Here is a 26,313-nt window from a genome sequence, read left to right as displayed (position 1 = left end):
GATTAAGGGGATAGAGCTGCCTCGCTGTTTTTATTGTAGGGACGTGTCCCTGTTGAGCTCGCAAAGCGTGCGAAACAATAATCCACCCGCTATGCGGGTGCGCTACATATGTTATACAAAAAAATCACCATTCCGTCGTATAATTGAATTGTTCAAGCTCAATAATACGAATAGGAAGGTGATTTTATGGCTAATAAAGCGAACAGCTTATCTCACACAAAATGGGCTTGAGATATAATAGGGATACAGAGGAAAAAGCTTGATAAATAGGAGCTTTCAGCACTGTATCCCTATTTTTAAAATCAAACAAAATATCGAAAAGGAGGCTTTTATGATATGTAGAAAAATATTTCAAGCCATTGTGTCAGTTATTCCATTAGCAAAGGCGGTGGTGAATCAATGAGATGGATAATAAAAATAATCTTGTTCCCAATCAGCCTGCTGTTAAGCATTTTGACCGCATTTCTAACATTCTTGCTTAGTATAGGAACAGCGATATTGTATTTGCTAATGCTGATGTGTGTATTTGCTGCCATAGGCTCGTTCTTTATGCTGCACAATACAAAAGCAGCAATAGAAGCACTCATCATCGGATTTCTGCTAAGCCCTTACGGAATACCGATGATTGGAGCGGCAATAATAGCTTTTATACAGGGAATCAATGAAGCGATAAAATCAATATAAAAAAATATAAAACTGTTACCAAAGGCGATAGAAAAAACTATCGTCTTTTTCTATGCGAAAAAATATGGAAAGGAGAGCTTTTAGATGAGTATGTATTTATTTGATGAACAACCTATCGTTGCAAATAAGACATTGGCAAGAGAGATAGGTTTAAATGAAGCTCTTATCTTACAGCAAATAAACTATTGGATAGAAATAAATAAGAAATCCGGCAATAACTTCTATGACGGAAGATATTGGACATATAACTCAATAAGAGCATGGCAGGAAAAAGATTTTGACTATATGAGTTTCGATACTGTAAAAAGAACCTTTGCGAAGTTGGAAAAGGCAGGTTTTCTACTCGTAGGAAACTACAATAAAGATCCAAGAGATAAAACAAAATGGTACACCATAAATACTGAAAAGCTGGAGGAACTTTATGCTGAAATTGAGAACAAAAAGAAAAAAGAAGAATTACAAGCCTTAGAAAAAGCTATGCCTAATGCATTAGGGCAAAATGCACCAATGGAAAAGTGCAAAATCCACCAATGCACAAGTGCAGATTGCACCAATGCAACAGAGCAAAATCTGCCAATGCAAAATGGCAATATGCCCCAACCATTACCAGAGATTACTACAAATAATTCATCAAAGATTACTACAGATATTTCATCATATAATTCCACCCATCATTCCGTCATAGATGCCGAGTATTCAAAACCAAGAAAAAGGATGGACGGAGAGGCGGAAATAGAAAACAAAAATATATATCAGAACTGCTTAGATGAGTTAAGAACACAGACAGGCTATTATGAACATCTTGAGTTGGGCAATAAATTTATAGTTAAAGACTTTGATGAGATATTAAAGATACTGGCAGATATTATGATACTTGATGATAGAGAGTTTGTTACAATCAATCAAACGAAGCTTCCTGCACATATAGTAAAAGAAAGATTTAGAAAACTTAAATCAGAGCATTTGGAGTATCTGTCAGATGTTATTAAGGAAAATGAATACAAGATTAGGAATATCAGAGCATTTGTCCTAACAGCAGCATATAATGCACCAAGTGGGATAGATGCACATTACTCTGCCCTTGTAAGCTATGATATGAGAGGAGGATATTGAATGTGATTAACGAAGAAATTGCAAGAAAGACACTAAGCCTTGAGGTTAAGGCTGCCAAAGTAACCGGAAAACTTCTTTTAACACTATTGAAAAAACTGATGAAAGAAGCAGAGAAACTGGGAGGACTTGAAAAGCTCGTTAAAGTAAACGGAAATGAAGTCAAGCTCAAGGATATGGCGAAAAAAGGACAGCTGGAAGAAATACCGGTAGAAGAAGCGGAACTGAAAGAACTGAAAAAAGAGCTTAACAAATATGGTGTTAAGTTTTCAGTGATGAAAGATAAGGAAACAGGCAAATACTCCGTATTTTTCCAAGCCAAAGATATGAAAATAATGGAGAAAGCCTTTAAAAATGCTCTTGCAACATCAGAAAGAAAGGCTGAGAGGAAAGAGTCCATTCACAAAAATATTGAGAAGTTTAAGGAGATGGCAAAAAATACTGTTTCTAAGGATAAAGTTAAGAATAAACAAAAGGAGCAGAGCTTATGAGCAGTTTGATAACATTTGAAAATATGGAATTCGGGAAACTCACTGTAATGGAAAAAGACGGTGAGTTTTTCTTTATCGGAAAAGAAGTAGCCGAAAAACTGGGCTATTCAAACACGAGAGATGCTTTGGTAAGACACATTGCGGAAGAAGATAAGGGAGTCGTGAAACACGACACCCTTGGTGGTAGACAGTCATTTACGATAATCAACGAGTCCGGTCTTTACTCTCTTATCCTATCTTCCAAGTTACCACAGGCAAAGGACTTTAAAAGATGGGTAACCACAGAGGTATTGCCGAGTATTCGTAAGAATGGCGGATATATCAAAAATCAAGAAAAAATGAGTAATGAAGAAATATTGGCAAATGCGGTACTCCTTGCCAATCACCTGATTGCTGAAAAAGAAAAAATCATAGAAGATTTAGAGCCGAAAGCCAAGTATTTTGATGAACTGGTGAATAACAATCTGCTGACCAACTTTAGAAACACAGCAAAAGAGCTTCATATTCCACAAAAGGTATTTATTCAATTCCTCTTAGAGAAGGAACTCATTTACAGAGATAAGAAAAACAGACTTCTACCCTATGCTAAGAACAATAAGGGATATTTTGAAGTAAAGGAATGGTGCAGAAACGATAATGATGCAGTGGGCATTCAAACCTTTGTAACACCTAAAGGAAGACACTTTCTTTTACTCTTGATTGGAGGTGAAAAGACTCGTGATAGATAAAATATTAAAAGACATTAAAGGCATATTTAAGGTGCAAGATAAGGCAAAGTTTGTAAAACAAAACATTCCCTATCTTGCATTTTTCTATATTGGCAACATCTTCTCTCATCATGTGAGAAGCTATACCGGTGGAGATGTGATTGACAGGATATTTCAGGGAATATTAGAGCTTAATACAATGAGTTTTCTCCCAAGTATTTATTTGGTGGATATACTGACAGGAATAGGAGTTGCTGCTATAATTAAATTCATTATCTATACCAAAGGTAAAAACGCCAAGAAGTTTAGGCAGGGAAAAGAGTATGGCTCAGCAAGATGGGGAAATAAAAAAGACATCGAGCCATATATGGACGAGAAGTTTCAAAACAACATCTTGCTAACACAAACAGAACGACTGACAATGAATGGCAGACCTGCTAATCCAAAGTATGCAAGAAATAAGAATGTACTTGTCATAGGAGGTAGTGGAAGTGGTAAGACGAGGTTTTATGTCAAACCGAACCTTATGCAAATGCACTCGTCATATTGCGTAACCGATCCGAAAGGAACGATAGTCCTTGAGTGTGGCAAAATGCTTGAAGATAACGGATATGAGATAAAAATTTTAAATACCATCAACTTCAAAAAGAGCATGAAATACAATCCATTTGCCTATATTCGTTCTGAGAAAGATATATTAAAACTTGTTCAGACTATCATTGCAAATACCAAAGGTGAGGGAGAAAAGGCAGGTGAGGATTTTTGGGTAAAAGCCGAGAAACTCTACTATACAGCCCTTATAGGATATATCTTCTATGAAGCACCAAGAGAAGAAAAGAACTTTGCAACTCTCCTTGATATGATAGACGCTTCAGAAGTCAGAGAAGATGACGAAACATACATGAATCCGATAGACAGACTCTTTGAAGCATTGGAAAAGAAAGAACCTACACATTTTGCGGTGAAACAATATAAGAAGTACAAATTGGCAGCCGGAAAAACAGCGAAGTCTATTTTAATTTCTTGCGGTGCAAGGCTTGCTCCATTTGACATTCAGGAGCTTAGGGACTTGATGCAAGAAGATGAATTGGAACTGGATACTCTTGGTGATAGAAAGACTGCCCTCTTTGTTATTATCTCGGACACCGATGATACCTTTAACTTTGTAGTATCCATTATGTACTCTCAGTTATTTAATCTGCTCTGTGATAAGGCGGATGATGTTTACGGCGGAAGATTACCTGTTCATGTAAGGTGTCTTTTGGATGAGTTTGCAAATATCGGCTTGATTCCAAAGTTTGAAAAGCTCATTGCAACCATTCGTTCCAGAGAAATATCCGCAAGTATCATTTTACAGGCACAATCTCAGTTAAAGGCAATCTACAAGGATAACGCCGATACAATCGTAGGTAACTGTGATAGTACCCTATTCTTAGGTGGCAAAGAGAAAACAACACTTAAAGAGCTATCTGAAACACTTGGTAAGGAAACCATAGACCTATATAACACTTCTGAAACAAGGAGCAATCAAAAGAGTTTCGGATTAAATTATCAAAAGACCGGTAAGGAACTGATGAGCCAAGATGAGATAACAGTTATGGACGGCAGTAAATGTATCTTTCAACTTCGTGGTGTCCGCCCTTTCCTATCGGATAAATTTGATATTACAAAGCACAAGAACTATAAGCTACTTGAGGATTATGATAAAAAGAACCTGTTTGATATAGAAAGCTATATGAAAAGAAGGGGCAAGGCTAAACTAAATAAGAATACGGTTATTATGAAGTTGTAGCTGTTAGATATTATTTGCATTTGGTATAATAATCAAAGAGAAATACACAAGGAGGAAACCTTATTGAACGATAAAGAGCTGATAGGAAAAGTTCATTCATCTATGTATCACCAATTAAAAAGAAAAGGATATGCAACAGCAGTAGATGTGCTTATGGATTTGGAAATACTTTCAAAGACTGACTATGAACTTTGGAGAAATGGAAAAGTTTTGTATTTGGAAAAAGTATGCAAGGTCAATCTTAAAAAATTGTCTACAATACTGCATGAAATGAGGGTATATGCAAAGAAAGGAAATCTAAAACCGTCGTTTTGTGTATATAAGAGATGGGCGGTTAAGAAAAAGAACGGGCAAGGGAAAAAGCCGGTTATTAAACTACGGTTTAGCAAAAGTGGTTCTGAATATATTGAAAAATGGTATGCTACTCACTTTGTAGATACGAAGAAGATAGAAAAGATAAAAGAAGAAAAACAAGTAAACAGCAGTGATGATAAGCAGTAAGTCTAAAAATAGATTTGCTGCTTTTTTCATGTAAAAAGCAGGAGGAAAGATGATAAGGATAAGAAATCCCACTTAACAGGCAGGAAAAATTTAATATCGAGGTTGTGAAGCGATTGGAAAATAAAACTTTCAGTCGTTTTTTATTGAAAAGAAAAAGGAGATAAAGACAAATGAAGCAGGAAATGATTAACATCAATGCCAACTTGGTTGCAGAGCCTACTTTTTCAAGTTTTGAAAAAGATGAGGAAACAGTAGAAGTTGCAAACTTTACTCTTGTAAAAAAATACGGGAAAGGCAAGGAATATATCAACTGTGCAGCTTATGGAGAGAAAACGGAAGTGGCAAAAGGATTTGAAAAAGGCGATCTCATTCATATCTTTGGATATTTCAAAGAGCGTGAAAAAGACGGTAAGACTTACAAAAACTTTGTAGTAAAGTCATACAACAAAATTGAGAAGAAAGAAAATAAGGAGGAAGAATAAAATGGAATTTTTTACACAGGCGGTAAATGTATTAAAAATCTTGGTAACAGCAGTAGGGGCAGGACTTGGAGCGTGGGGAGTTATCAACCTGATGGAAGGATATGGTTCAGATAATCCCGGAGCAAAATCACAGGGTATAAAGCAGCTTATGGCTGGAGGAGGTATTGTCCTTATCGGCTTAAAGCTTATTCCGCTACTTGCAAATCTTTTGAAGTAAGGAGAAATCTATGTTTGGTATTTTCGATAAGATAGAAGAATTTTTCAGAGAACTTCTGCTCGGAGGTATCAAGGCAAACTTAGAGTCCATGTTTCTTGACATAAACAATCAGGTAAACAGCGTTGCAGCAGATGTAGGAAAGACACCTATGGGGTGGAACGGAGAAGTATTCAGCTTTATTAAAAATATTAATGATTCCGTTATTATTCCCATAGCAGGGCTAATAATAACGGCAGTCCTTTGTATCGAGCTTATCAATATGGTCATGCAAAAGAACAATATGCACGATACGGACACCTTTGAGTTTTTCAAATACATCATCAAGATGTGGATTGCTGTATGGTTAGTATCTCATGCCTTTGAGTTTTCAATGGCGGTTTTTGATGTTGCACAAAGTATGGTAAACAAGGCGGCGGGGGTAATCAACACCTCTGCCACCGTTTCCGGAGATCAGATTGTTCAGATGGTGGATGCCCTAAAGGATAAAGGACTGGGTGAGCTTTTAATGATTCTGTTTGAAATCTCACTTGTAAAAGTTGCAATACAGGCAATATCCATCGTGATTATGCTTGTAGTTTATGGAAGAATGTTTGAAATCTATGTGTACTCATCTGTTTCAGCCATTCCTTTTGCGACGATGGGAAACAAAGAATGGGGGCAGATAGGAACAAACTACATCAAAGGACTGTTTGCTTTAGGGCTTCAGGGATTGATTCTAATGGTTTGTCTTGGAATTTATGCAGTATTGGTTAAAACGATAAACTTTACGGACATACACACGAGCATATTTATGGTACTCGGATATGCCGTATTACTGGGACTGATGATGTTAAAGAGCGGAACACTTGCAAAAAGCGTGATGAACTCGCATTAAGGAGGATAAGATGAAAACAACAGAAAATAAAGAAAGACTCTTTTTATCTGTGGAAGTTTTCCTTGCAGGATTTGCAGTAGCTTTTACTGCACTAAACAGGAGAAAACTAAGCAGACTGGAGAAAAAGATTGATACTGTCAAAAGAGACAGCAATTCCATTTTGATGTTTCAAAGTGAGAAAAATAATGAGATGGAAAGAGAAATCGAAGAAGTAAGGGACGAAGTTTCAAGCGTATATGGACATATAGAGGAACTTTTGAGAATAAAGGAAGATGGGAGGTAGCTTATGGCGTATGTACCAATTCCAAAAGATTTAAATAAAGTTAAAACAAAAGTTGCTTTTAATCTTACCAAAAGACAGCTCATAGGATTCAGCGTTGCAGGACTGATAGGAATCCCCGTATATATCTTTACAAGAAAATTTGTACCAAATGATATAGCGGTCATACTTCTTATTGTATCAACGCTTCCTATATTTTTCGCAACTCTTTTTGAAAAGGACGGACTGCCCTTTGAAAAGTATTTTAAGCATATCTATTTGCACAAGTTTTACCAACCGATGAAGCGTGTGAGAAAGGAGGTTTACCTTGAACAGCAAAAGAAAAATTCAGCAGATAAAGTTAGAAAGAAACAAAAAGGCACTAAAAAGGGGTAAACAGGACTTAAAGCAAGATAAAACAAAGATGAAAAAAGAGAGAAGCGGATTTTTAAGTCTTATCTTAAAGAAAGAGCCGAAACGCCATACCGTAGAAGATACCATTCCCTATCTTAGAATGTTAAAAAGCGGTATATGCCAAACAGATGAAAGGTACTTTAATAAAAGTATCGTCTTTGAGGACATTAACTACCAGCTTGCCTTAGATGAAGATAGGGACTTGATTTTTAACCAGTTTGCAAACTTTCTAAACTCCTTTGATCCGAGTGTAAGTATCGAGCTTTCATATATTAATCAGCTTGGAAGAAATGAAGAAATGCAGTCGGCAATACAAATACCGGATAAAAAGGACGGCTTTGACGATATACGATTAGAGTTTAGAGAAATGCTAAAAAGCCAGATAGTAAAGGGAAATAACGGACTGAAAAAATCAAAGTATGTAACATTTACAGTAGAGGCGAACAATATGGAGCAGGCAATCTCAAAACTTGAAAGACTTGAGATAGACATCTTATCCAATCTTAAAAATATGGGAGTAAGGGCGGAAAGCCTTACCGGCGAAGAAAGGTTAAAGATTCTTCATGATATATTAAATCCAAGTAAGACATTTTACTTTTCATATAATGACTTGCAAAGAAAAGAAAGTACAAAGACATATATTACACCTGATGAATTTAACTTTACACCAAGCAGATATTTTAAGTTCGGCAAATTCATCGGAGCAACAAGCCATTTTCAAATCCTTGCAAGTGAGCTTTCAGACCGTATGCTTTCAGAGTTTTTAGACATTGATGATAACATCAATATCTCGTTTCATATCAGGGCAATAGAACAGAGCGAAGCCATTAAGATGGTAAAAAGGAAAAATACCGATATTGATAAGATGCGAATTGAGGAAAATAAAAAGGCGGTAAGATCGGGTTATGATATGGACATCTTACCGTCAGACTTAATCACCTATGGGGAAGATGTAAAAAGCCTGTTAAAAGACTTGCAGACAAGAGATGAGAGAATGTTTGTTGTAACCATTGTCTTTATGAATTTTGCAAGGACAATACAAAAACTTGAAAACTCTATTGCACAGATAAGCTCCATTGCCAATAAGCATAACTGTAAGATAAAAAGGCTTGACCACACACAGGAACAGGGACTTGTAAGTGTGCTTCCTCTTGGAGTAAATAAGCTTGAGATTAACAGAGGACTTACTTCCTCATCTACGGCAGTCTTTATGCCCTTTACAACGGAAGAACTTTTCATCAACTCAAGCAACAGTTTGTATTACGGATTAAATGCCCTCAGTCATAACCTGATTATGGCAGACAGGAAAAGGCTCAAAAATCCGAACGGTTTGATACTTGGTACACCGGGTAGCGGTAAGTCATTTTCAGCGAAAAGAGAAATGGCTAATGCTATTATAGTAACTGATGATGATGTCATTATCTGCGATCCCGAAGGAGAGTACGGAAATCTTGTAAGACAGTTTGACGGGGAAGTCATTAAAGTCAGCAGTAAGTCAAAGGATTACCTCAATCCTCTTGACATCAATATGAACTACGGAGATGGGGACGCACCGCTTAAAGACAAGGCAAACTTCATAATGAGTATGCTTGAACTTGTAGTTGGCGGTAGCGGACTTACAGCGGAAGAAAAGTCGGTAATAGACAGGTGCTTGCCTAAGATTTATGAGAAGTATTTTGATAATCCGATAAAAGAAAATATGCCGATACTTCAGGATTTATACGATATGCTTAAAAATCAGGAAGAAAAAGTTGGTAAGAAACTGGCAACTGAGATGGAGATTTATGTAACAGGCTCTCTTAATGTATTTAACCATCAGTCAAATGTGGATTTGAATAAGAAACTCCTTTGTTTTGACATCAAAGAGCTTGGAAGTCAGTTAAAGAAAATAGGCATGCTTGTGATACAGGATCAGGTGTGGAATAAGGTATCTTTAAACAGAGGAAATAAGGCAACAAGGTACTATATAGACGAGTTCCACCTGCTTTTAAAAGACGAACAGACTGCGTCATATTCCGTTGAAATATGGAAAAGATTTCGTAAATGGGGAGGTATTCCGACAGGCATTACGCAAAATGTCAAAGACCTTCTGATGAGTAAGGAAATAGAAAATATCTTTGACAATACGGACTTTGTACTAATGCTTAATCAAGCGTCCGGCGATAGAGAAATACTTGCAAGAAAGCTTAAAATCTCAAAACCTCAGCTTAAATATGTTACCAACTCCAATGAGGGCGAGGGACTGTTATTCTTTGGAAATACAATAGTTCCGTTTATTGACAAATTTCCGAAAGACACCATTTTATATAAGAAAATGACGACAAAACCCGAAGAAGTGAGGTAGGCTTATGAGTAAAAAGATGAAAAAAGACTTTGCCGAGAGGCAGAAGATAAAAGAAGAAGCAAGACTTTTAGGGAAAGATAGTTTTGATATTGACGAAAGTAGTAAGCTAAAGCATGGGGATGATTATAGAGGGAAGATTATTCATGACAAAGATAGATTTCAGGATAAGATACACGAAAAGATAAGCAAGAGAATTTCTAAGAATGAGCTTACTCAGGGAAGTTCCAAGAAAAATGCAAGGCATAGAAAATCTGTTGAGATAAATAACAGTCAAGGAAATGACAACAAAGGAAATGCCGAAATAAAGTCAGACTATAATACCGATGTGAAAGACGGACGAATCTACGATCCTTTAGGCAAAGACCTTGATAATGACGGTATCATCGACAGATATGACAATGACTTTAGGGACAGCGACTATTTTGAGTCAACTTATGATGTGGAAGATAATCTTCATATAAAAGAGGATATGACAGAAAAATTCTCAAAAAAGCATAAGGCTCGAAAGGAAAAGTATAAGAAGAAAAACTATTCAGATAAGCTCTATACAAGAAGTAAGGAGAAGACTTCAAAAGAAGAAAATGCTAAAGATAAGGCTGAAAGCAAAAATACCGGTAAAAAAACTGTCTATGACAAAGAAAAAAAGAACAGGCTTTCCAAAGAACAAAAAAAGGCACTGAAAAATAAGGTCGCAAAGGTGTCTGCTCTATCAGGACTTGCAAAAGGAAGTGAAACGGTAAGGGATTATCTTTCCCATGGCAGTGATGAAAATCAGGGTGTGGAAACAGGAGAAAAGATTGCAGATGTAAACTCAAAATTACTTCATGGGATAAAAAATTATGCTAATAAGAAAAAGGCTAAGAAAAGCTATGATCTAAGCAAAAAAGATTACAAGATACGAAAGCGTAAATCAAAGCTGGAGTTTCGGGAAGCCAAAGAGGAATTAAAGAAAACGGATGAGTACAAGAAAGCTGATACCTTTAAGAGATTTCAAAAGCGTAAGCAAATGAAAGATACTATAAGAAAGCAGAATAAATCAAGGCTTAGGGACAGGATTAAGGAAGGAGTTATTAACACCTTAAAGAGTTCAAAGGAAATGATTGTACGAAAAGCAAAGGGACTTATGATAATTGTCATAGGTCTTATTATTTTACTGACTTTCTTTACCAACTTTGCAGGCACATCTATGACTGGAATGATGAACTCTACAAGCGGAGTATTAACCACAACCTATCTTTCCAACCAAACTGTGCTAAGTGAAATCAATCAGCAGTTTTCGGGATTGGAGGAAGGACTACAGGAGGAGATAGATTCCGTAGAGGGAAATTATCCCGGCTATGATGAATACATCATAGAAAAAGAGGGAGAAATCGGACACAATACCCATGAACTTTTATCCTACATCACTTCAAGATGTGGAGAAATTAAGGATTCAAAGGAAGTTCAAAGCATCATCAATGACCTTTTTACAAAGATGTATGATTTATCTTATCGGGAAGAAATTGAAATCAGATACAGGACAGTTACGGAAACATATACCGATGAAGATGGCAATGAGCATACCGAAAGCCATGAAGAAGCCTATGAGTATAAGAAGCTCATAGTAACGCTGAAGAAAAGAGAAATGGACAGTGTTGTAAGAGAAATCTTTGCAGAGTATCCCGATAATGTTCTTCACTATGAAGCACTGCTTGCATCTAAAGGAAATATGGAAACTGTCTTTGGAAGCGGAAACGGAAATTTATCGGAGATTGTAGAGAATCCCGACTTTTCAAATCCGGGAATTGCCTTTGATGATGTAACGGTGAAGGCATTGTTTAACGAAGCGGAAAAGCATATCGGAAAGAGATATGTATTTGGGGCGAACGGGCCGAATAACTTCGACTGTTCGTCCTTTGTGTGTTGGAGCTTTACCCATTCGGGAGTAAAAAATATGCCACGAACAACCGCTTGGGGAATTTACAAAACTTACTGCAATCCTGTATCTCCATCGGAAGCAAAGGCGGGAGATATAATCTTTTTCAAAAACACCTATAACAGTGGAAGTCCAATATCTCACGTCGGCATTTACGCAGGAAACGGTATGATGATACACGCCGGTGATCCTATCCGCTTTGTCAGTATCAATACACCTTACTGGAGAGAGCATTTCTACGGCTTCGGCAGAGTAAAATAAAGAAAGGACGGTAAAATGTGAAAAAAGAACTTACAGCAGTAAAAAACAAGATAAAGAAGTTAAGGGATAAGAAGGCTCTGATTGATGAAGAATTGGAGCCTTTATTGATTCGTGAAGAAGAACTTGAAAATGAGGAGATTGTTGCCATTTGCAGGAAGAACAACATTACAATTACAGATTTAATGGCAAAGGTTAAAAAGGAACAAACAGAAACGAAAAAGGAGAAAAAAGATGAAAACAGTTATGAAAAATAAGGTATTTACAAGGCTAATGACAGTTTTGCTTCTTGCAGTTATGGTCATTATGGAAGCTTACCCATCGGTAGCCTATGCACAGGTTGATGAAAAAGAAGCAGCACAGGAAACACTAAAAGAAGAACCGAAAAAACCGGAAATTACAGTTATTAAAAAGGAAGAAGAAAAAGAAGTCCGCTATCCCAATAAGTTAAATGCCAAAGAGCCGGAGAACTTAAAGCAAAGTAATGCAGCTTCAAATGGTGAAAAGGCAAATACAAATAAGGGAGTGGCTTCCGCTCCCTCAAAAGCAAGGGCTTCCGTTACGGAAAACAAGGATAATGCAAACCAAGATTATCCGATTCATCATAACAGCGATAAGGAGAATAAGGAAACCGATAAATATTCCGCTGATGCCAGACAGTTTATTACCTTTAAGACGAAGAACGGTAAGACCTTTCACCTCATTATCAATCACGATGAACAGGGAGAAAATGTAATGCTCCTTACCGAAGTTTCCGAAGATGATCTGCTCAATATGGTTGAAGCAAAGGAAAAACCGAAAGAAGTAGTCAAGGAAGAACCTGTAAAACAAGAGAAAACGGAAGAAGTAAAGCCTGAAAAAAAGGAAGAAAAAAGCAGCACCGGAACATATATCCTGCTTGCTCTTGTAACTTTGGGTGCATTGGGAGCAGGATATTATTTTAAGATAGCAAAGAAGAAAGAAGATAAGGAACTGGAAGCCTTAGAGGAAGATGATGATTTTTTCTCGGAAGCGGAAGTCAATGAAGAAATGGAAAATGAAGAAGTTGAAAATCAGGAACTGGAAGATGAAACAGAGGACAGCGAAGAAGATTAGGAGTAAAAAAGATACTATTTGCTGTAAAACACAGGGCGAGAGAAAATCTTTCGCCCTCTTATATTGAAAACGGGAGGAAAAACGATATGGAACTTGCGATAGCAGAAAAACCGAGTGTTGCCCTATCCATAGCCAAAGTGATTGGAGCAAAGAATAAAAAAGACGGATATTATGAGGGAAACGGATACAGGGTAAGCTGGTGTGTGGGACATTTAATACAAATGGCAAATCCCGATTCTTATGATGAAAAGTATGAAAAATGGAATATTGATGACTTGCCGATTATTCCAAGTGAGTATCAGTATGATGTGGCAAAGGCAACGAAAAAGCAGTTTAATACCCTTAAAAAGCTGATGAATGATAAGGAGATTGATACTGTTATCAATGCCTGCGATGCAGGTCGTGAGGGAGAAGCAATCTTTAGACTTGTATATCTTCAGGCAAGCTGTAAAAAGAAGATGAAAAGGCTTTGGATTTCCTCCATGGAAGATAGTGCTATTAAAGAGGGCTTTGATAATCTAAAAGACGGAAATGTTTATGATAATCTCTTTGAATCAGCACAGGCAAGAGCCATTGCAGATTGGCTTGTTGGAATGAACATCAGCAGGCTCTATTCTTGCTTATATAAGCAAAATTATAGTGTTGGCAGAGTTCAGACACCTACCCTTTCCATGATTGTAAAAAGAGATGACGAGATAGCAAACTTTAAGAAAGAAAAATACTATACGGTAGAACTTGAACTTGACGGCTTTACTCTCTCGACAGAACGAATCAACAGCTTGGAAGTGGCGGAACAGCTTAAAAACTTACTCGAATGCAGGATAGAAATTACGGATGTGATACAGAAAGAAAAAGTTGCAAAACCTGACTTGCCATTTGATTTGACAACACTTCAAAGAGAGTGCAACAAGCATTTCGGATATAGTGCCAAGCAGACACTTGACTATGCACAAAGCCTGTATGAAAAAAAGCTGATTACCTATCCAAGAACAGACAGCAGATATTTAACCGAAGATATGATTACAAGCACAGTCAACAGCATTTTAGGGAAAAATGACTTTGATACAGAGCGTATCAAGGTAGTATTCAACTCTAAAAAAGTTACGGATCACCATGCGATTATTCCTACAGTAAGCTCACTGAGTGAAGATTTATCGGGTATTCCTGAGAGTGAAGCAAAGGTATATAGGCTTATTTCTAATAAGCTCCATGCAAGTGTGGGCTATCCTTTAGTGGAAAATACAACGAAGATTGTGGCTGAATTTGACAGCTTTGAATTTACAAGCTCAGGAAAGGTAATTAAAGACGAGGGCTTTACTAAGTATTTGAAAGAATATAAGGCGAAAAAAGATGAGGATATTGAGCTTCCTGATGTCAGTATTGGCGATGTTTTAAGCATTGAAAATAAAGAGATTAAAGAAAAGTACACTCAAGCTCCGAAACACTTTACAGAGGACACACTTTTAAAGGCTATGGAGATAGCCGGAAATGACAGTTTAGACAAGAATGTGGAAGTCGAACGAAAAGGACTGGGAACTCCTGCAACTCGTGCCGGAATCATAGAGAACTTGATCTACAAAGGCTTTATTGAAAGGGATAAGAAGAATCTGATTGCAACACTGAAAGGAAAAAGTCTGATTGAGATTGTTGCAGATAACTTTAAATCAGCAGAAATGACGGCACAGTGGGAAATGGAGTTGTCTGATATAGCACAGGGCAAATCTTCCAAAAAAGAGTTTTTAGAGGGTATAGAGGCGGAAATAAAAGATACTATAACTAAGTATCAGGAGGTTTAGCCTATGTTTGATACTTTAATGAAACTTGATGAAAACAGAGAGATTTTAGATTTTTATGCAACCGACAAAAGAGCCATAGAAGAACTTTTAAATAGAGAAAAATTCAAAACAACAGTCTATGAGCCTGCGTGTGGTCAAGGACATATTGGTAAGGTGCTTAAAGAATATGGATATAAGGTGAAAGCGACAGATATTTGTTACAGAGGTTATGGAGAAGAAAGAGAAGTAGATTTTTTCACAGTTAAAGAAAATACCTTAGACATAGTAACCAATCCGCCCTATTTTTGTGCTGACAGGTTTATAAAACACGCTCTTGAAATATCTAAATCAGGAACAAAAATAGCGATGCTTTTTCGTTTGGCATTTTTGGAAGGACAAAAAAGATATGAGATGTTTAAAAAATATCCGCCTGAAAGAGTATATGTATTTTCCAAAAGGCTTAATTGTGCTAAGAATGCTGAATTTGAGAAATATAAAAGCAGTGCCATTGCTTTTTCTTGGTTTGTGTGGGAGGTAGGCTATGCAGGAGTAACAGAACTTAGATGGATAAAATAAAGTTATAAGGTACGGTATGCAGTAGAAAAAAGGCTCTAAAAATGGTATAATATACTAAAATAATTTTTGAAAAGGAGGTATTATGCAGCTTTTAGATATAAAAAGAATGGCTCGTAACATTCTTGAAAACCAAAACATAGAAAGCAGTTTTATTGAATATAAAAAGTCGGCAAACTTTAAAGATAAAATTCTAAAAACTGCCTGTGCCTTTGCCAATAATTATATGAATAACGAAATTGGCTTGTTATTCATCGGTATAGAAGAAATTGACGATAAGGAAACAGGAGAAAAAGCAATTCCGAAAAGACCGATAGAAGGTATAAAAGAGTCCAAGGTTGAAGGAATTGAGAATGAATTAAAATCACTTCTTGCAAATATTCGCCCTAAAATCAATTATCATATTATTTCAGATAAACTTGATGGAGAGTATTATCTTGTCGTTGCTGTTGAAAGTGGCGGCGGAGGACCGTTTCAAACAAGTGAAAAGGCGGAAAAAGATAAAGACATAAAATTAAAGGCAGGCAGATATATCAGGGTAGGCAGGGATTCACGACTTCCAAATCCGACAGAAGAATTTGAACTTTTGAAAAAATTTGCAGGCTTTTCTTTCAGCTCTAACCTAAATGATACAGCAACCATAGATGATTTAAGCTATGAGTATATGAAAGAGTATTTGCTGCAAACAGGTGCGAAAAAAGATATTAGAGAAATGTCTAAACTTGATATGGCAAAGAGCATGGGACTTGTAAGTGAAAGTGAGTATGGAGGTTACAGAGCCAAAAACTTTGCTGTTTTGATGTTTGCGGAAATGCCAAATAAATTCATTCCGAACGCCCAAGTAGAAATCATAAGAGAGATTGACGGAACGGATAAAATGGAGTCGAAAAGATTTGACGGACCGGTTTGGATACAGGCAAAACAGGTCAGCAAGTATTTTGAAGATAATATTATGGCTTCCTACACCATAAGAGAGTCGGATAAAATAGAACATAAGATTATCTATAACTACCCTCTTACAGCGTTTGAAGAGCTTGCGACAAATGCGATTTTACACAAAGAATATGATACACCTGAATATGTAGGAATATATATCTACAAGGATAGAATTTCTTTTGTAAATCATAACAGACCGCTTCCTCCTGTAACAATCGAAGCTCTTAACAGAGATAGAAGTTTTGATAGAAGGCAGTACCTAAATAAAGAATTGAAAGATATGTTTTTTTCACTCAATCTGATAGAATCTTACGGTTCAGGTATCAGACGGGCAAAAGACGCACTTATTGAAAATGGCTCTCCAGAGCTTAAATTCTATCCGGACAATGATGTAGACAATTATACAAATGCAGTGATGGAAATAAACACTGAGTTTCTAAAGAGTTTTAATGGTAGTTCTACCAAAGAAACTACTAAAGAAACTACCAAAGAAAAAAATAACATCCAAGAACAAATAGTGCTTCTTATGAAAAACAATCCGAGTATTACTGCTGAGCAGATAGCGAATGAAATTAAAGAGATAACAGCAGACGGAGTACGCTACCATATAAGGAATCTTAAAGCTCATGGAATTATTACAAGAGAAGGCTCTACTAAGTCAGGAAAATGGATAGTAATGAAATAGAAAAAACAGAATTACAGAATTTAAAGGTGATTAGAGTAACATCTGACCACCTTTTTTATTTGAAAAAAGGAGGTAAAAATGCGAATCAATGATTTTCATAACATTTTGGAGCTTGTAAAACAGGACATTCTGCATAGTGAAGCGGAATATTTAAAGCTCCTGAAGGTTGTCGGGAACAATCAAAGATATGATTTTAGAAGTCAATTAAGTATCTATGATAAAAATCCTGAAGCGACAGCCTGTGCCAAGTTCGACTATTGGCGTGAACGCTTTCATCGAACCGTTATGCGAGGACAAAAAGGAATTCCGATTTTAGAGGACTACGGCACATACAAAAAAGTGGACTACATCTTTGATGTAAGCCAGACCGTTTCAAGAAACAGAGATGTTAATGAGGTCAATCTTTGGCGATTTGATAAAGAAGCCTATCAAGAGGTCTTAAAGGAGATGATAGCAAGCGAAGGCTATGAAGAAAGCGAAAGTAACCTTGAAAATATCTTTTCTTTAAGCAGAATCTATGGTGATGAAAAGATAGATAGCCTGATGAATGAGCTTAGAATAGCTGATGAGGACAGAATATCCTTTGTTAAATTTGTAAGGGATTCCATCAGCTATGCAGTAGCTTCAAGATTTAAGTTATACTACCCTATGGATAAGGAGCTGTTAATAGAAAACTTCAAAAGATTGGACAGCATATCCCTTATGAGTCTTGGTGAAACCGTATCGGATATTAGCGGAAGTATCATAGATACAACCATTCAAAAAAGTAAAGAGTTGGAGCTTCAAAAAGGAGTTTTAAGAAATAGAGAAGCAGGATATAATCAAATACAAGAAGAAATTGAGGAAGGAGAAAACCATGTACTTCGACGAGATGATAAGGAAAGAATTAGTGAAACCGAGCGAGTTTTCAGAAATGGGGAGTACGGAGGAGATAGCAGTCAAAATCAGGGAGAATACACTAAGCAGCTTGGAGAAACAGATGGAATTCATCAAGGAATATCCGAATCCGACCTACGCAGTGATGAGGCTGGATTATCTTTCACAGAGCGAGGAGCAGAGCCGCTTCGAGATGTTAGTGGATCTATACAAGGAGAAGAAGCTGACAGAACACCTGATGGATATTCAGAAACAGGCGATAGCATTTATGAGGACAGAGAAGCCGAAGCTGATGAAGTCTTGGAAGATAGAGGACGAGAACAATCCACAGTATGGGGCGATGATTTCAGCCTTGAAGGAAATGACCATCAAGGAAATCGTGGAAATCTAAAAGAAAATACTAAAGTAGAGATAAGAGAAGCGGACAAGGCTTCTTTTTCTTTGCCTGAAAATTCTTATGGACAGATAAGGCTTAGCATCCCTCTTGCTCAGAAAGATATAGACACTGTCCTTATTAACGGAGGAAATCACGATGGTGGCAGACTTCCTGTTATTGCCGAGTTTTCTAAAGGAAAAAGCAATGAAGAATTGGGAGAATACCTTAAAAATACTTTTCAAGGGGGAAACGGCTATATCATTGACGGAAATGAAATCTCAGCGTGGTATTCGGATAAGGGGATTCATTTTGCTTCCGGAACATCGGCAAGGGAAGATCATACGCAGGTTTTAAGTTGGAGTGATGCTGCAAAGAGGATCAATGAACTTCTTAACAGCGGAGAATTTGCCACAAATGTGGAACTACAGGAAGCCTTAGACTATGAAAGAGACAGAATTTCAGAATCCCTATGGTATCTTATTCACGATTTGAGTGTGGAAGGAAAAGAACAAGGCTTTTTTGAATTTCTCGAAAAGGGAGGTGGCTTTCCGGATGAAACAAAACGATTATCCGAGGCACTGAAAAATCCTGAATACCTTGTAAATGTTATCAAAGAGTATGGACGATTTTTAGAAGCATATAGAGAAGATAGAGATGTACTAAGGTTTCACTATCATAAGGTGGACAGCCTTTATCAGAAGTTACAGGAGCTTGAACTGTCAAGAAAAGAATACAGTACCAATCTGACTGAACTTCCGAAAGTAAAAGCCTTTATTACGGAAGATGAAGTTCTTGCCACACTTTCAATGGGAAGCGGAGTAGATAGAGGAAAAGAGAGAATTACCGAGTTTTTCAAAGAGAACCATACTTTACAGGAAAAAGCCGACTTTTTAAAAGATGAATATGGAACAGGAGGAAGAAGCCATGCGGTATCAGGTTTGACAGGCAGTGGAGAATGGCACGATGCCAAAGGAATAAAACTGGAAAAGAATGATTGTAAAGATGTTTTTCTTACTTGGTCAAGTGTGGCAAAGCATATTGATGAGCTGCTTTCTAAAAATCTTTATGAAGAAAAGAAAATAGAAAGTAAGGCAGAGAGAGAAGAAGCAAAAGAACTACAATATTATTCTAAAGATGATCCTGAAAATCTGATGACTGATGAAATGCTTGAAAGAGTTCCTGAGCTTTACGCACAGGAAGAAGTATCTTTAGCGGATAAGGAAGTTCATGCAGCATATATCATTCCTTTCCGTTCTAACTGGACTTGGTATATGACGGAGTACGACAGAGAAAGCGGTGATGCTTTTGGTCTTGTTTTAGGGATTGAACCTGAATGGGGATATTTCAATCTGAATGAATTGAAAGAACTGAATGCTCAAAGACTTGTGTTGGAAGATTTTCCAAAGACTTTTCAAGAAATCAAAGATACCGAGCTTGTAAAACAGATGAGCGAGGAAGAAATAGACCGAGTATTTAACGGACAGCTTTCCTCAAAAGATAATCAAAAGGAACAGGACATCTTTTATCTTAGCGATGAAATGGGAATTTCCTTAGAAGAAGCAGAGAGTATTATCAACGATAGGAACAAATTATCAGGTATTAGCATAGAGGATACCGATAACAAAGGGACTTCCCCTGATGAAAAAATTGCCATTAAGGTCGGTACAGAGTTTATTTTGGCAGATAAGTCTGATGCAGCTCATATCAATTTATCCGAAGCGAAAAATAGCGTGGCTCTTGGTGGTGTAAAGTACAAGCTGTTTTATGGAGAGAGCTATGAAGATAGCAAAAAGGTTGATGAACTGATAGACAGCTACGGCTATACAGCGTATGAACTAAAAGAACATTTAAGAATAGATACAGCCGAGTATAAAACTTATGAAAATTTTGAAGAAATGGAAGAAGCACTTGAAAAAAGTCCTATTCAATCTACCCTATTTGACTACATTCAGCAAAAAGAAGAAGTAGAGCTGAATGAAAAAGAAGAAAGCCTTGCAGAACAATTTGTAGTGAAACAAGGCGATACCGTCTATTTTGATCATGAAGCATATATTGCAAGGGATATTGAAAAAAATAAAGTAAACGGAAAGCTGGAGGTATGGCTGTATCCGGCAAGAGATGGAAATAGGCAAATTGCAATCGTACCGTTTATGGATAATGAGGAACTGCTAAAAAAGATAAGCCTTGAAAGACCAAACTTTTTGGTTGGCGATGAAGTGAGATACAAGGATAAGGACTGTACCATTACCCGCTTTGACAATATGGGAAAAAACCTAAAGACCGTAACGGTTATGGACAATACCGAATATCTCGGCGGTATGATAACCGGCTCAGATGTCATTCCCTATCGTTTAGAAAGCGATCTTGAGAGGATATTTGAAAATCTGACATACAAGAAATCGAAAGATATAATTCAAGACATTGATGAAAAGGCAGAAAAACCTAAAACAGAAGTTCATAACTTTAAGATTACCGAAGAAATCCTCCCTGAAAAATTAACGCCAAGCGAAAGGTTAAACCAAAACCTTGAAGCAATCTCTATGCTTAACCGAGTGGAGAGCGGACAAAGAGAGCTTGACAGCACAGCTCAGGAAGTCTTGGCAAAATATATCGGCTGGGGCGGACTATCCGAAGTCTTTGACGAGAGCAAGGAAGGTCAGTGGAAAGAAGCAAGAGCTTTTCTAAAGGAGAACTTATCACAGGATGAATATGACTCTGCAAAAGAATCTACCTTAACGAGCTTTTACACACCGAAAACAGTAATTGACAGTATCTACTCTACCCTGTCAGGAATGGGCTTTAAGAGTGGTAATATCTTAGAGCCGTCAATGGGCATCGGAAACTTTATAGGCAATATCCCTGATGAAATGAATAAGTCCAAGTTTTATGGCGTAGAACTTGACTCGGTAAGCGGTCGAATTGGAAAACTTCTATATCCGGAAAGTGATATACAGATTAAAGGACTGGAAGAAACTTCCTTTTCCAATAACTTCTTTGATGCAGTTATCGGTAATGTCCCCTTTGGAGAGTACAAGGTCAATGACAGGGAGTATAACAAAAATAACTTCCTGATCCACGACTATTTTTTTGCGAAATCCATTGATAAAGTCAGAAACGGAGGCATCATCGCCTTTATAACATCTTCAGGTACGATGGATAAAAAGGACGAAAGTGTTAGACGATACCTCGCAGCAAGGGCGGAGTTTTTAGGAGCCATCAGACTTCCGAACGATACTTTTAAGGGTGTTGCCGGAACAGAAGTAACATCAGACATTATCTTTTTAAAGAAAAGAGACAGTATCAGAGAAAGGGACGAGGACTGGATACATCTATCTGAAGATGAAAAGGGACTTGTATATAACAAATACTTTGTGGAACATCCTGAGATGATGCTTGGAAGTATGGAGGAAGTATCAGGAAGATTTGGAAATACGATAGCTTGCCTTCCAAAAGAAAATGCTAACTTAAAGGAATTACTTACAAAAGCAAGTACAGAAATATCAAATAACGCAAAGTATGAAGAAATTGAGCTTTTAGATGATGAAATCACATCAATCCCTGCAACGGACGATGTCAAGAACTTCTCATATACCGTTATTGATGATGAAGTGTATTACAGAGAAAACTCCCTTTTTGTGAAGAAAGAGATAACCGACAAAAATAAGGAAAAGATTAAGGACTATCTTGAACTGAATACTGCCCTTAAAGATGTTATCTACAAGCAGAAAGAGGACTATTCCGATGACGAAGTAAAGAAAGCTCAAGAAAAGCTCAATGAAGTCTATGACAGCTTTTCTAAAAAGCATGGCTTTGTCAATAACCTTTCCAATACCAGAGCTTTGAAAGAGGACAGCAACTTCCCTTTGGTATCGTCCATTGAAATCCTTGATGAAGAAGAAAACTTCAAGGAAAAAGGAGATATATTTTCCAAAAGAACCATTACAAAGGCAAAGACCATTGACCATGTAGATACTTCTTTAGAAGCTCTTGTCTTATCTATGTCTGAAAAAGGTTATGTGGACTTTGACTATATGGAAAGTCTGACAGGAAAAGTCCGACCTACTTTGATAGAAGAATTAAGGGGAGAAATATACCTAAACATCAGAGAAGAACAAAACTTTTATAGACCATTATCCTTTAATCTCGAAGATGGAGATTTACCTTTCGCCTGTGCAAATGGCAGTAATTCATATAAATATGGCTATGTAACAAAAGATGAATACCTATCAGGAAATATCAGGGATAAAATCGCCATTGTTGACAGCTATCTTTCAAAGCTAAGACAGACCGAAAGAGAACTTCCTCATCTGGGGTATGCGGAAGATGGCAAAGAAAAAGAACTGATAAGCTATGAGATGAACCGTTTGGAGTATCAAAAAGCTGAGCTTACAAAAGTTTTACCAAAAGAACTTGAAGCAAGTGAAATAAGCGTTCGTCTTGGTGCAACTTGGATACCGATTAAGGATATAGAAAAATTCATCTTTGAAACCTTAAAAACTCCGGGATGGGCAAGATGGGATATTAAAGTCAAATTCTCAAACCTTACAAGCGAATGGAATATTGAAGGAAAAAGCAGGGATAAGGGTAATGACCTTGCTGAAATGACCTACGGAACATCAAGAGTAAACGGATATAAGCTGATTGAGGATGCCTTAAATCTTAAAGAAACAAAAGTCTTTGACCAGATTGAAAATCCGGACGGCTCGAAAAGTTCTGTACTAAATAAAAAGGAAACTCTCCTTGCAGGACAGAAGCAGGAGCTTCTAAAAGAAGAATTTAAAAACTGGATATTTAGCGATCAGGAAAGAAGAAGCAGACTTGTAAAGCTCTACAATGAGCGTTTTAACTCTATCCGAAATCGTGAATATGACGGAAGTAATCTCTCTTTTGAAGGAATGAATACGGAAATCAAACTCAGACCGCACCAAAGAAATGCAATTGCACGAAGTTTGTACGGTGGAAACACCTTACTTGCTCATGTGGTGGGCAGTGGAAAGACCTTTGAGATGGTAGCTTCCGCAATGGAAAGTAAAAGGCTTGGAATGTGCAGTAAATCGCTCTTTGTCGTACCGAATCACCTGACAGGTCAAATAGGCAGAGAGTTTATGCAGTTATACCCGTCGGCTAACATTATGGTGGCTGACAAGAAAGATTTTGAGCCGAAAAACAGAAAGAGGTTTATTGGAAAGATTGCTACCGGAGAATATGATGCGGTTGTAATCGGTCATACGCAGTTTGAAAAAATCCCAATGAGCAAAGAGTATCAGGAGAAACATATTCAGGATCAGATTGATGAAATTTTGAACTATATTGAGGAATACAAGCACGACAGAAACCAAAATTTTACGGTTAAGCAACTTGAAAAGACCAAGAAAAAACTGGAAGCAAGGCTTGAGAAACTAAACGATGATTTTAAGAAAGACGATGTCATTACTTTCGAGGAACTGGGTGTAGATAAGCTCTTTGTCGATGAAGCACATGGATTTAAGAATTTGTATCTTCATACAAAAATGCGTAATGTTGCAGGAATCGGGCAATCGGAAGCCTTTAAGTCCTCTGATATGTTTATGAAGTGTCGCTATATGGACGAGATGACAAACGGGAAAGGAATAGTCTTTGCAACAGGAACGCCTGTATCAAATTCTATGACTGAGCTTTACACCATGCAGCGTTATCTTCAGTATGAAAACCTAAAGAAAAATCACTTGGAACATTTTGACGCTTGGGCAAGTACCTTTGGAGAAACACAGTCCGCCTTTGAACTTGCTCCTGAAGGAACAGGGTACAGGGTTAAGACAAGATTTTCCAAGTTCTATAACTTGCCTGAGCTTATGAGTATGTTCAAAGAAGTTGCAGATATTCAGACTGCGGATATGCTTAATCTTCCTACACCTGAAGCACATTATGAAGTGATTAAAACTTTGCCGAGCGAGGAACAAAAAGAAATCCTAAAGGGATTATCTGAAAGAGCGGATAAGGTTAGAAATAGAGTGGTAGAACCTGATGAGGATAATATGCTCAAAATTACGAATGACGGCAAAAAACTTGCCCTTGACCAAAGACTGATCAATCCCCTACTTCCTGACAATCCTGATAGCAAAGTCAACGTATGTGTAAAAAATGTATTTGCGATATGGGATAAGACCAAGGAGAATAAATCCACACAGCTTCTATTTTCCGATATGTCAACTCCAAAAGGCGATGGAGAGTTTAATATTTATGATGATATTAGGGATAAACTTGTAGCAATGGGAATCCCGAAACAAGAAATAGCCTTTATTCACGAAGCTAATTCAGATAAACAAAAAGATGAACTCTTTGCAAAAGTACGTAAGGGAGAAATTCGTATCCTTATGGGATCAACACAAAAAATGGGAGCCGGTACAAATGTGCAGAACAAGCTGATTGCACTTCATGATTTGGATGTGCCTTGGCGTCCTGCGGATTTGGAACAGAGAAGTGGTAGAATTGTCCGTCAAGGCAATGAAAACAATGAAGTAAATATCTATCGCTATGTAACGGAGAATACCTTTGATGCGTACCTTTGGCAGACCATAGAAAATAAGCAGAAGTTCATTTCACAGATTATGACTTCAAAAACTCCCGTTCGTGTTGCGGAAGATGTGGACGAAAGCAGCCTAAACTATGCTGAGATAAAGGCTCTTGCCACAGGTGATCCGAAAATCAAAGAAAAGATGGACTTGGATAATGAGGTTACAAAACTTAAAATGCTGGAAGCAAACTACAAGTCCAACCGTTATAGGTTAGAGGATAAGGTCGCAAAAAATTATCCGGAAGAAATTGCAAGGACGGAAAAACTCATTGAAGCTGTTAAGAATGATATAGCAAGTGTAGAACCTAAAGCGGTAGGTGAGGAAAAGTTTACTTCCATTACTATTTTAGGCGAGAAGATTACCGATAAGAAATTAGCCGGAGAAAAGCTACTTGAAGCTATCAAAACTGTAAAAATCAACGAAAGTAAGATGATAGGAAAGTATAGAAATATGGATTTAGAGGTCAGTTATAACTTCTTTACCAATGAGCATAACTTCAGCTTAAACGGTGCTGCAAAGCATTCCGGAGAGCTTGGCACAAGTGCAGACGGAAATATAACAAGACTGGATAATGTACTTGAGAAAATGCCTGAGAAATTAAATAGACTTGAAGAAAAGCTCATAAGCACCAAAGAACAGCTGGAAAATGCCAAAGAAGAACTTAAAAAGCCGTTTGAAAAGGCTGATGAGCTGAAAACTAAGGTATTAAGACTTGCGGAACTGAATAAACTGCTTGATATGGGAGAAGTGGAAGAAAAGAGAAATGATAATCCCCTTGTAGAAGATGTAAAAAGAGCGATTATTGACTTCTGTAACAGAGAGTACGAAGAAAACCACAGCTACGATGAATTTGACACACTATACCCTGACTTAAAGCACATAGGTATTGCGTATACGAATACACCGGATGAAAGACATGGGATTCAGTACGAACTGAATTTAGAGGATTACACATGGACACAGTACATTGATGATACTCCAATCAAAACAGAGAGCTTTGATTATGAGAACAAAGGAGAGAATGAAACTCTAAGGAATATGAAAAATGAGATAGAGCTATCCTCTTTTGAAGATTTAGTCTATGTGGACTCGGAAGATTTAAAGGCAGCAACGGGACTTGACATTGATGATGAGGGAAATTTCTATGATCCGCTTGCAAAGGACTTAGATAATGACGGTATCATCGACAGATATGACAATGATTTCAGGGACAGTGATTACTTTGAATCAACCTATGATGTGGAAGATAATCTTCATACAAAAGAGGAAACTTCTCAAAGAACGGAAGATAAACCGTCTATTTTAGGACAAATCAGAGCTTATCAGAATGAGAGTAAGACGGAAGAAAAACAAACTACCAAAGAACAGGAATATGCAAGATAAGGGAGCTTATAA

Annotated in this window: 19 protein-coding genes; all 19 read left to right on the top strand. The window is 37.2% G+C overall.

What is annotated here, in order from left to right:
- Positions 1 to 399 precede the first annotated feature (399 nt).
- The 19 genes from HMPREF0634_RS07360 to HMPREF0634_RS07270 all read left to right on the top strand — a co-directional run bounded on the left by HMPREF0634_RS07360 (position 400) and on the right by HMPREF0634_RS07270 (position 26,301).
- The gene (locus HMPREF0634_RS07360; RefSeq protein WP_040565891.1) at positions 400 to 684 is read left to right on the top strand and encodes a CD1845 family protein; all 285 of its coding nucleotides are present in this window, start codon (positions 400 to 402) and stop codon (positions 682 to 684) included.
- A gap of 84 nt (positions 685 to 768) precedes the next feature.
- Positions 769 to 1,797, top strand: coding sequence for a DUF6017 domain-containing protein (locus HMPREF0634_RS07355; protein WP_007790349.1), 1,029 nt, complete (start codon positions 769 to 771; stop codon positions 1,795 to 1,797).
- Positions 1,798 to 1,799: 2 nt separating this feature from the next.
- On the top strand, positions 1,800 to 2,285 hold the full coding sequence (locus HMPREF0634_RS07350; protein WP_007790341.1) for a PcfB family protein: 486 nt from the start codon (positions 1,800 to 1,802) through the stop codon (positions 2,283 to 2,285).
- Positions 2,282 to 3,013 (top strand): phage antirepressor Ant, encoded by a 732-nt coding sequence (locus HMPREF0634_RS07345; protein ID WP_007790330.1) that lies wholly within the window; start codon positions 2,282 to 2,284, stop codon positions 3,011 to 3,013. The genes HMPREF0634_RS07350 and HMPREF0634_RS07345 overlap by 4 nt, the downstream gene beginning before the upstream one ends.
- Entirely contained in the window at positions 3,003 to 4,784 is a 1,782-nt protein-coding gene (locus tag HMPREF0634_RS07340) for a VirD4-like conjugal transfer protein, CD1115 family (RefSeq protein WP_007790422.1), read from the top strand. The genes HMPREF0634_RS07345 and HMPREF0634_RS07340 overlap by 11 nt, the downstream gene beginning before the upstream one ends.
- Positions 4,785 to 4,847: 63 nt before the next feature.
- Entirely contained in the window at positions 4,848 to 5,285 is a 438-nt protein-coding gene (locus HMPREF0634_RS07335; RefSeq protein ID WP_007790373.1) for a hypothetical protein, read from the top strand.
- Between the two features lie 170 nt (positions 5,286 to 5,455).
- On the top strand, positions 5,456 to 5,767 hold the full coding sequence (locus HMPREF0634_RS07330) for a single-stranded DNA-binding protein (RefSeq protein ID WP_007790430.1): 312 nt from the start codon (positions 5,456 to 5,458) through the stop codon (positions 5,765 to 5,767).
- A 1-nt stretch (position 5,768) separates the two neighbouring features.
- Entirely contained in the window at positions 5,769 to 5,984 is a 216-nt protein-coding gene (locus tag HMPREF0634_RS07325; protein ID WP_004634421.1) for a Maff2 family mobile element protein, read from the top strand.
- 10 nt (positions 5,985 to 5,994) lie between these two features.
- On the top strand, positions 5,995 to 6,858 hold the full coding sequence (locus tag HMPREF0634_RS07320) for a VirB6/TrbL-like conjugal transfer protein, CD1112 family (RefSeq protein WP_004634419.1): 864 nt from the start codon (positions 5,995 to 5,997) through the stop codon (positions 6,856 to 6,858).
- Between the two features lie 10 nt (positions 6,859 to 6,868).
- Positions 6,869 to 7,141 (top strand): hypothetical protein, encoded by a 273-nt coding sequence (locus tag HMPREF0634_RS07315; protein WP_021003069.1) that lies wholly within the window; start codon positions 6,869 to 6,871, stop codon positions 7,139 to 7,141.
- Positions 7,142 to 7,144: 3 nt separating this feature from the next.
- Positions 7,145 to 7,513, top strand: coding sequence for a PrgI family protein (locus HMPREF0634_RS07310; RefSeq protein ID WP_040565890.1), 369 nt, complete (start codon positions 7,145 to 7,147; stop codon positions 7,511 to 7,513).
- The gene (locus HMPREF0634_RS07305; protein WP_007790379.1) at positions 7,446 to 9,875 is read left to right on the top strand and encodes a VirB4-like conjugal transfer ATPase, CD1110 family; all 2,430 of its coding nucleotides are present in this window, start codon (positions 7,446 to 7,448) and stop codon (positions 9,873 to 9,875) included. The genes HMPREF0634_RS07310 and HMPREF0634_RS07305 overlap by 68 nt, the downstream gene beginning before the upstream one ends.
- Positions 9,876 to 9,879: 4 nt before the next feature.
- Positions 9,880 to 12,051: a C40 family peptidase gene (locus tag HMPREF0634_RS07300; protein ID WP_007790356.1), complete on the top strand. Its 2,172-nt coding sequence runs from the start codon at positions 9,880 to 9,882 to the stop codon at positions 12,049 to 12,051.
- A 17-nt stretch (positions 12,052 to 12,068) separates the two neighbouring features.
- A complete protein-coding gene (locus HMPREF0634_RS07295; RefSeq protein ID WP_007790404.1) occupies positions 12,069 to 12,305 on the top strand; it encodes a hypothetical protein in 237 nt (78 codons plus the stop codon).
- Positions 12,283 to 13,143, top strand: coding sequence for a CD1107 family mobile element protein (locus HMPREF0634_RS07290; protein WP_007790359.1), 861 nt, complete (start codon positions 12,283 to 12,285; stop codon positions 13,141 to 13,143). The genes HMPREF0634_RS07295 and HMPREF0634_RS07290 overlap by 23 nt, the downstream gene beginning before the upstream one ends.
- Before the next feature lie 86 nt (positions 13,144 to 13,229).
- Positions 13,230 to 14,939: a DNA topoisomerase 3 gene (locus HMPREF0634_RS07285; protein ID WP_007790408.1), complete on the top strand. Its 1,710-nt coding sequence runs from the start codon at positions 13,230 to 13,232 to the stop codon at positions 14,937 to 14,939.
- Between the two features lie 3 nt (positions 14,940 to 14,942).
- Positions 14,943 to 15,494 carry a conjugal transfer protein gene (locus HMPREF0634_RS07280; protein WP_007790368.1) on the top strand — a complete coding sequence of 184 codons (552 nt, stop codon included), beginning with the start codon at positions 14,943 to 14,945 and terminating at the stop codon, positions 15,492 to 15,494.
- A gap of 82 nt (positions 15,495 to 15,576) precedes the next feature.
- Positions 15,577 to 17,112, top strand: a complete 1,536-nt coding sequence (locus HMPREF0634_RS07275) for an AlbA family DNA-binding domain-containing protein (RefSeq protein ID WP_007790337.1) — start codon at positions 15,577 to 15,579, stop codon at positions 17,110 to 17,112.
- A 78-nt stretch (positions 17,113 to 17,190) separates the two neighbouring features.
- A complete protein-coding gene (locus HMPREF0634_RS07270) occupies positions 17,191 to 26,301 on the top strand; it encodes a helicase-related protein (RefSeq protein WP_040565889.1) in 9,111 nt (3,036 codons plus the stop codon).
- Positions 26,302 to 26,313: the final 12 nt, after the last annotated feature.

The organism is Peptostreptococcus stomatis DSM 17678 (genome assembly GCF_000147675.1).
In the GTDB taxonomy this organism is placed as follows: Bacteria; Bacillota; Clostridia; order Peptostreptococcales; family Peptostreptococcaceae; genus Peptostreptococcus; species Peptostreptococcus stomatis.
The sequence above is the reverse complement of the archived record's forward strand: the minus strand, read 5'-3'. Positions and strand labels throughout refer to the sequence as shown.

Excerpts from the sequence above, each read along its gene's own strand:
- HMPREF0634_RS07310 (WP_040565890.1), top strand. The coding sequence starts at position 7,145 with ATGGCGTATGTACCAATTCCAAAAGATTTAAATAAAGTTAAAACAAAA.
- HMPREF0634_RS07275 (WP_007790337.1), top strand. The coding sequence starts at position 15,577 with ATGCAGCTTTTAGATATAAAAAGAATGGCTCGTAACATTCTTGAAAAC.
- HMPREF0634_RS07325 (WP_004634421.1), top strand. The coding sequence starts at position 5,769 with ATGGAATTTTTTACACAGGCGGTAAATGTATTAAAAATCTTGGTAACA.
- HMPREF0634_RS07345 (WP_007790330.1), top strand. The coding sequence starts at position 2,282 with ATGAGCAGTTTGATAACATTTGAAAATATGGAATTCGGGAAACTCACT.
- HMPREF0634_RS07285 (WP_007790408.1), top strand. The coding sequence starts at position 13,230 with ATGGAACTTGCGATAGCAGAAAAACCGAGTGTTGCCCTATCCATAGCC.
- HMPREF0634_RS07320 (WP_004634419.1), top strand. The coding sequence starts at position 5,995 with ATGTTTGGTATTTTCGATAAGATAGAAGAATTTTTCAGAGAACTTCTG.
- HMPREF0634_RS07290 (WP_007790359.1), top strand. The coding sequence starts at position 12,283 with ATGAAAACAGTTATGAAAAATAAGGTATTTACAAGGCTAATGACAGTT.
- HMPREF0634_RS07270 (WP_040565889.1), top strand. The coding sequence starts at position 17,191 with ATGCGAATCAATGATTTTCATAACATTTTGGAGCTTGTAAAACAGGAC.
- HMPREF0634_RS07330 (WP_007790430.1), top strand. The coding sequence starts at position 5,456 with ATGAAGCAGGAAATGATTAACATCAATGCCAACTTGGTTGCAGAGCCT.
- HMPREF0634_RS07300 (WP_007790356.1), top strand. The coding sequence starts at position 9,880 with ATGAGTAAAAAGATGAAAAAAGACTTTGCCGAGAGGCAGAAGATAAAA.
- HMPREF0634_RS07355 (WP_007790349.1), top strand. The coding sequence starts at position 769 with ATGAGTATGTATTTATTTGATGAACAACCTATCGTTGCAAATAAGACA.
- HMPREF0634_RS07315 (WP_021003069.1), top strand. The coding sequence starts at position 6,869 with ATGAAAACAACAGAAAATAAAGAAAGACTCTTTTTATCTGTGGAAGTT.
- HMPREF0634_RS07280 (WP_007790368.1), top strand. The coding sequence starts at position 14,943 with ATGTTTGATACTTTAATGAAACTTGATGAAAACAGAGAGATTTTAGAT.
- HMPREF0634_RS07360 (WP_040565891.1), top strand. The coding sequence starts at position 400 with ATGAGATGGATAATAAAAATAATCTTGTTCCCAATCAGCCTGCTGTTA.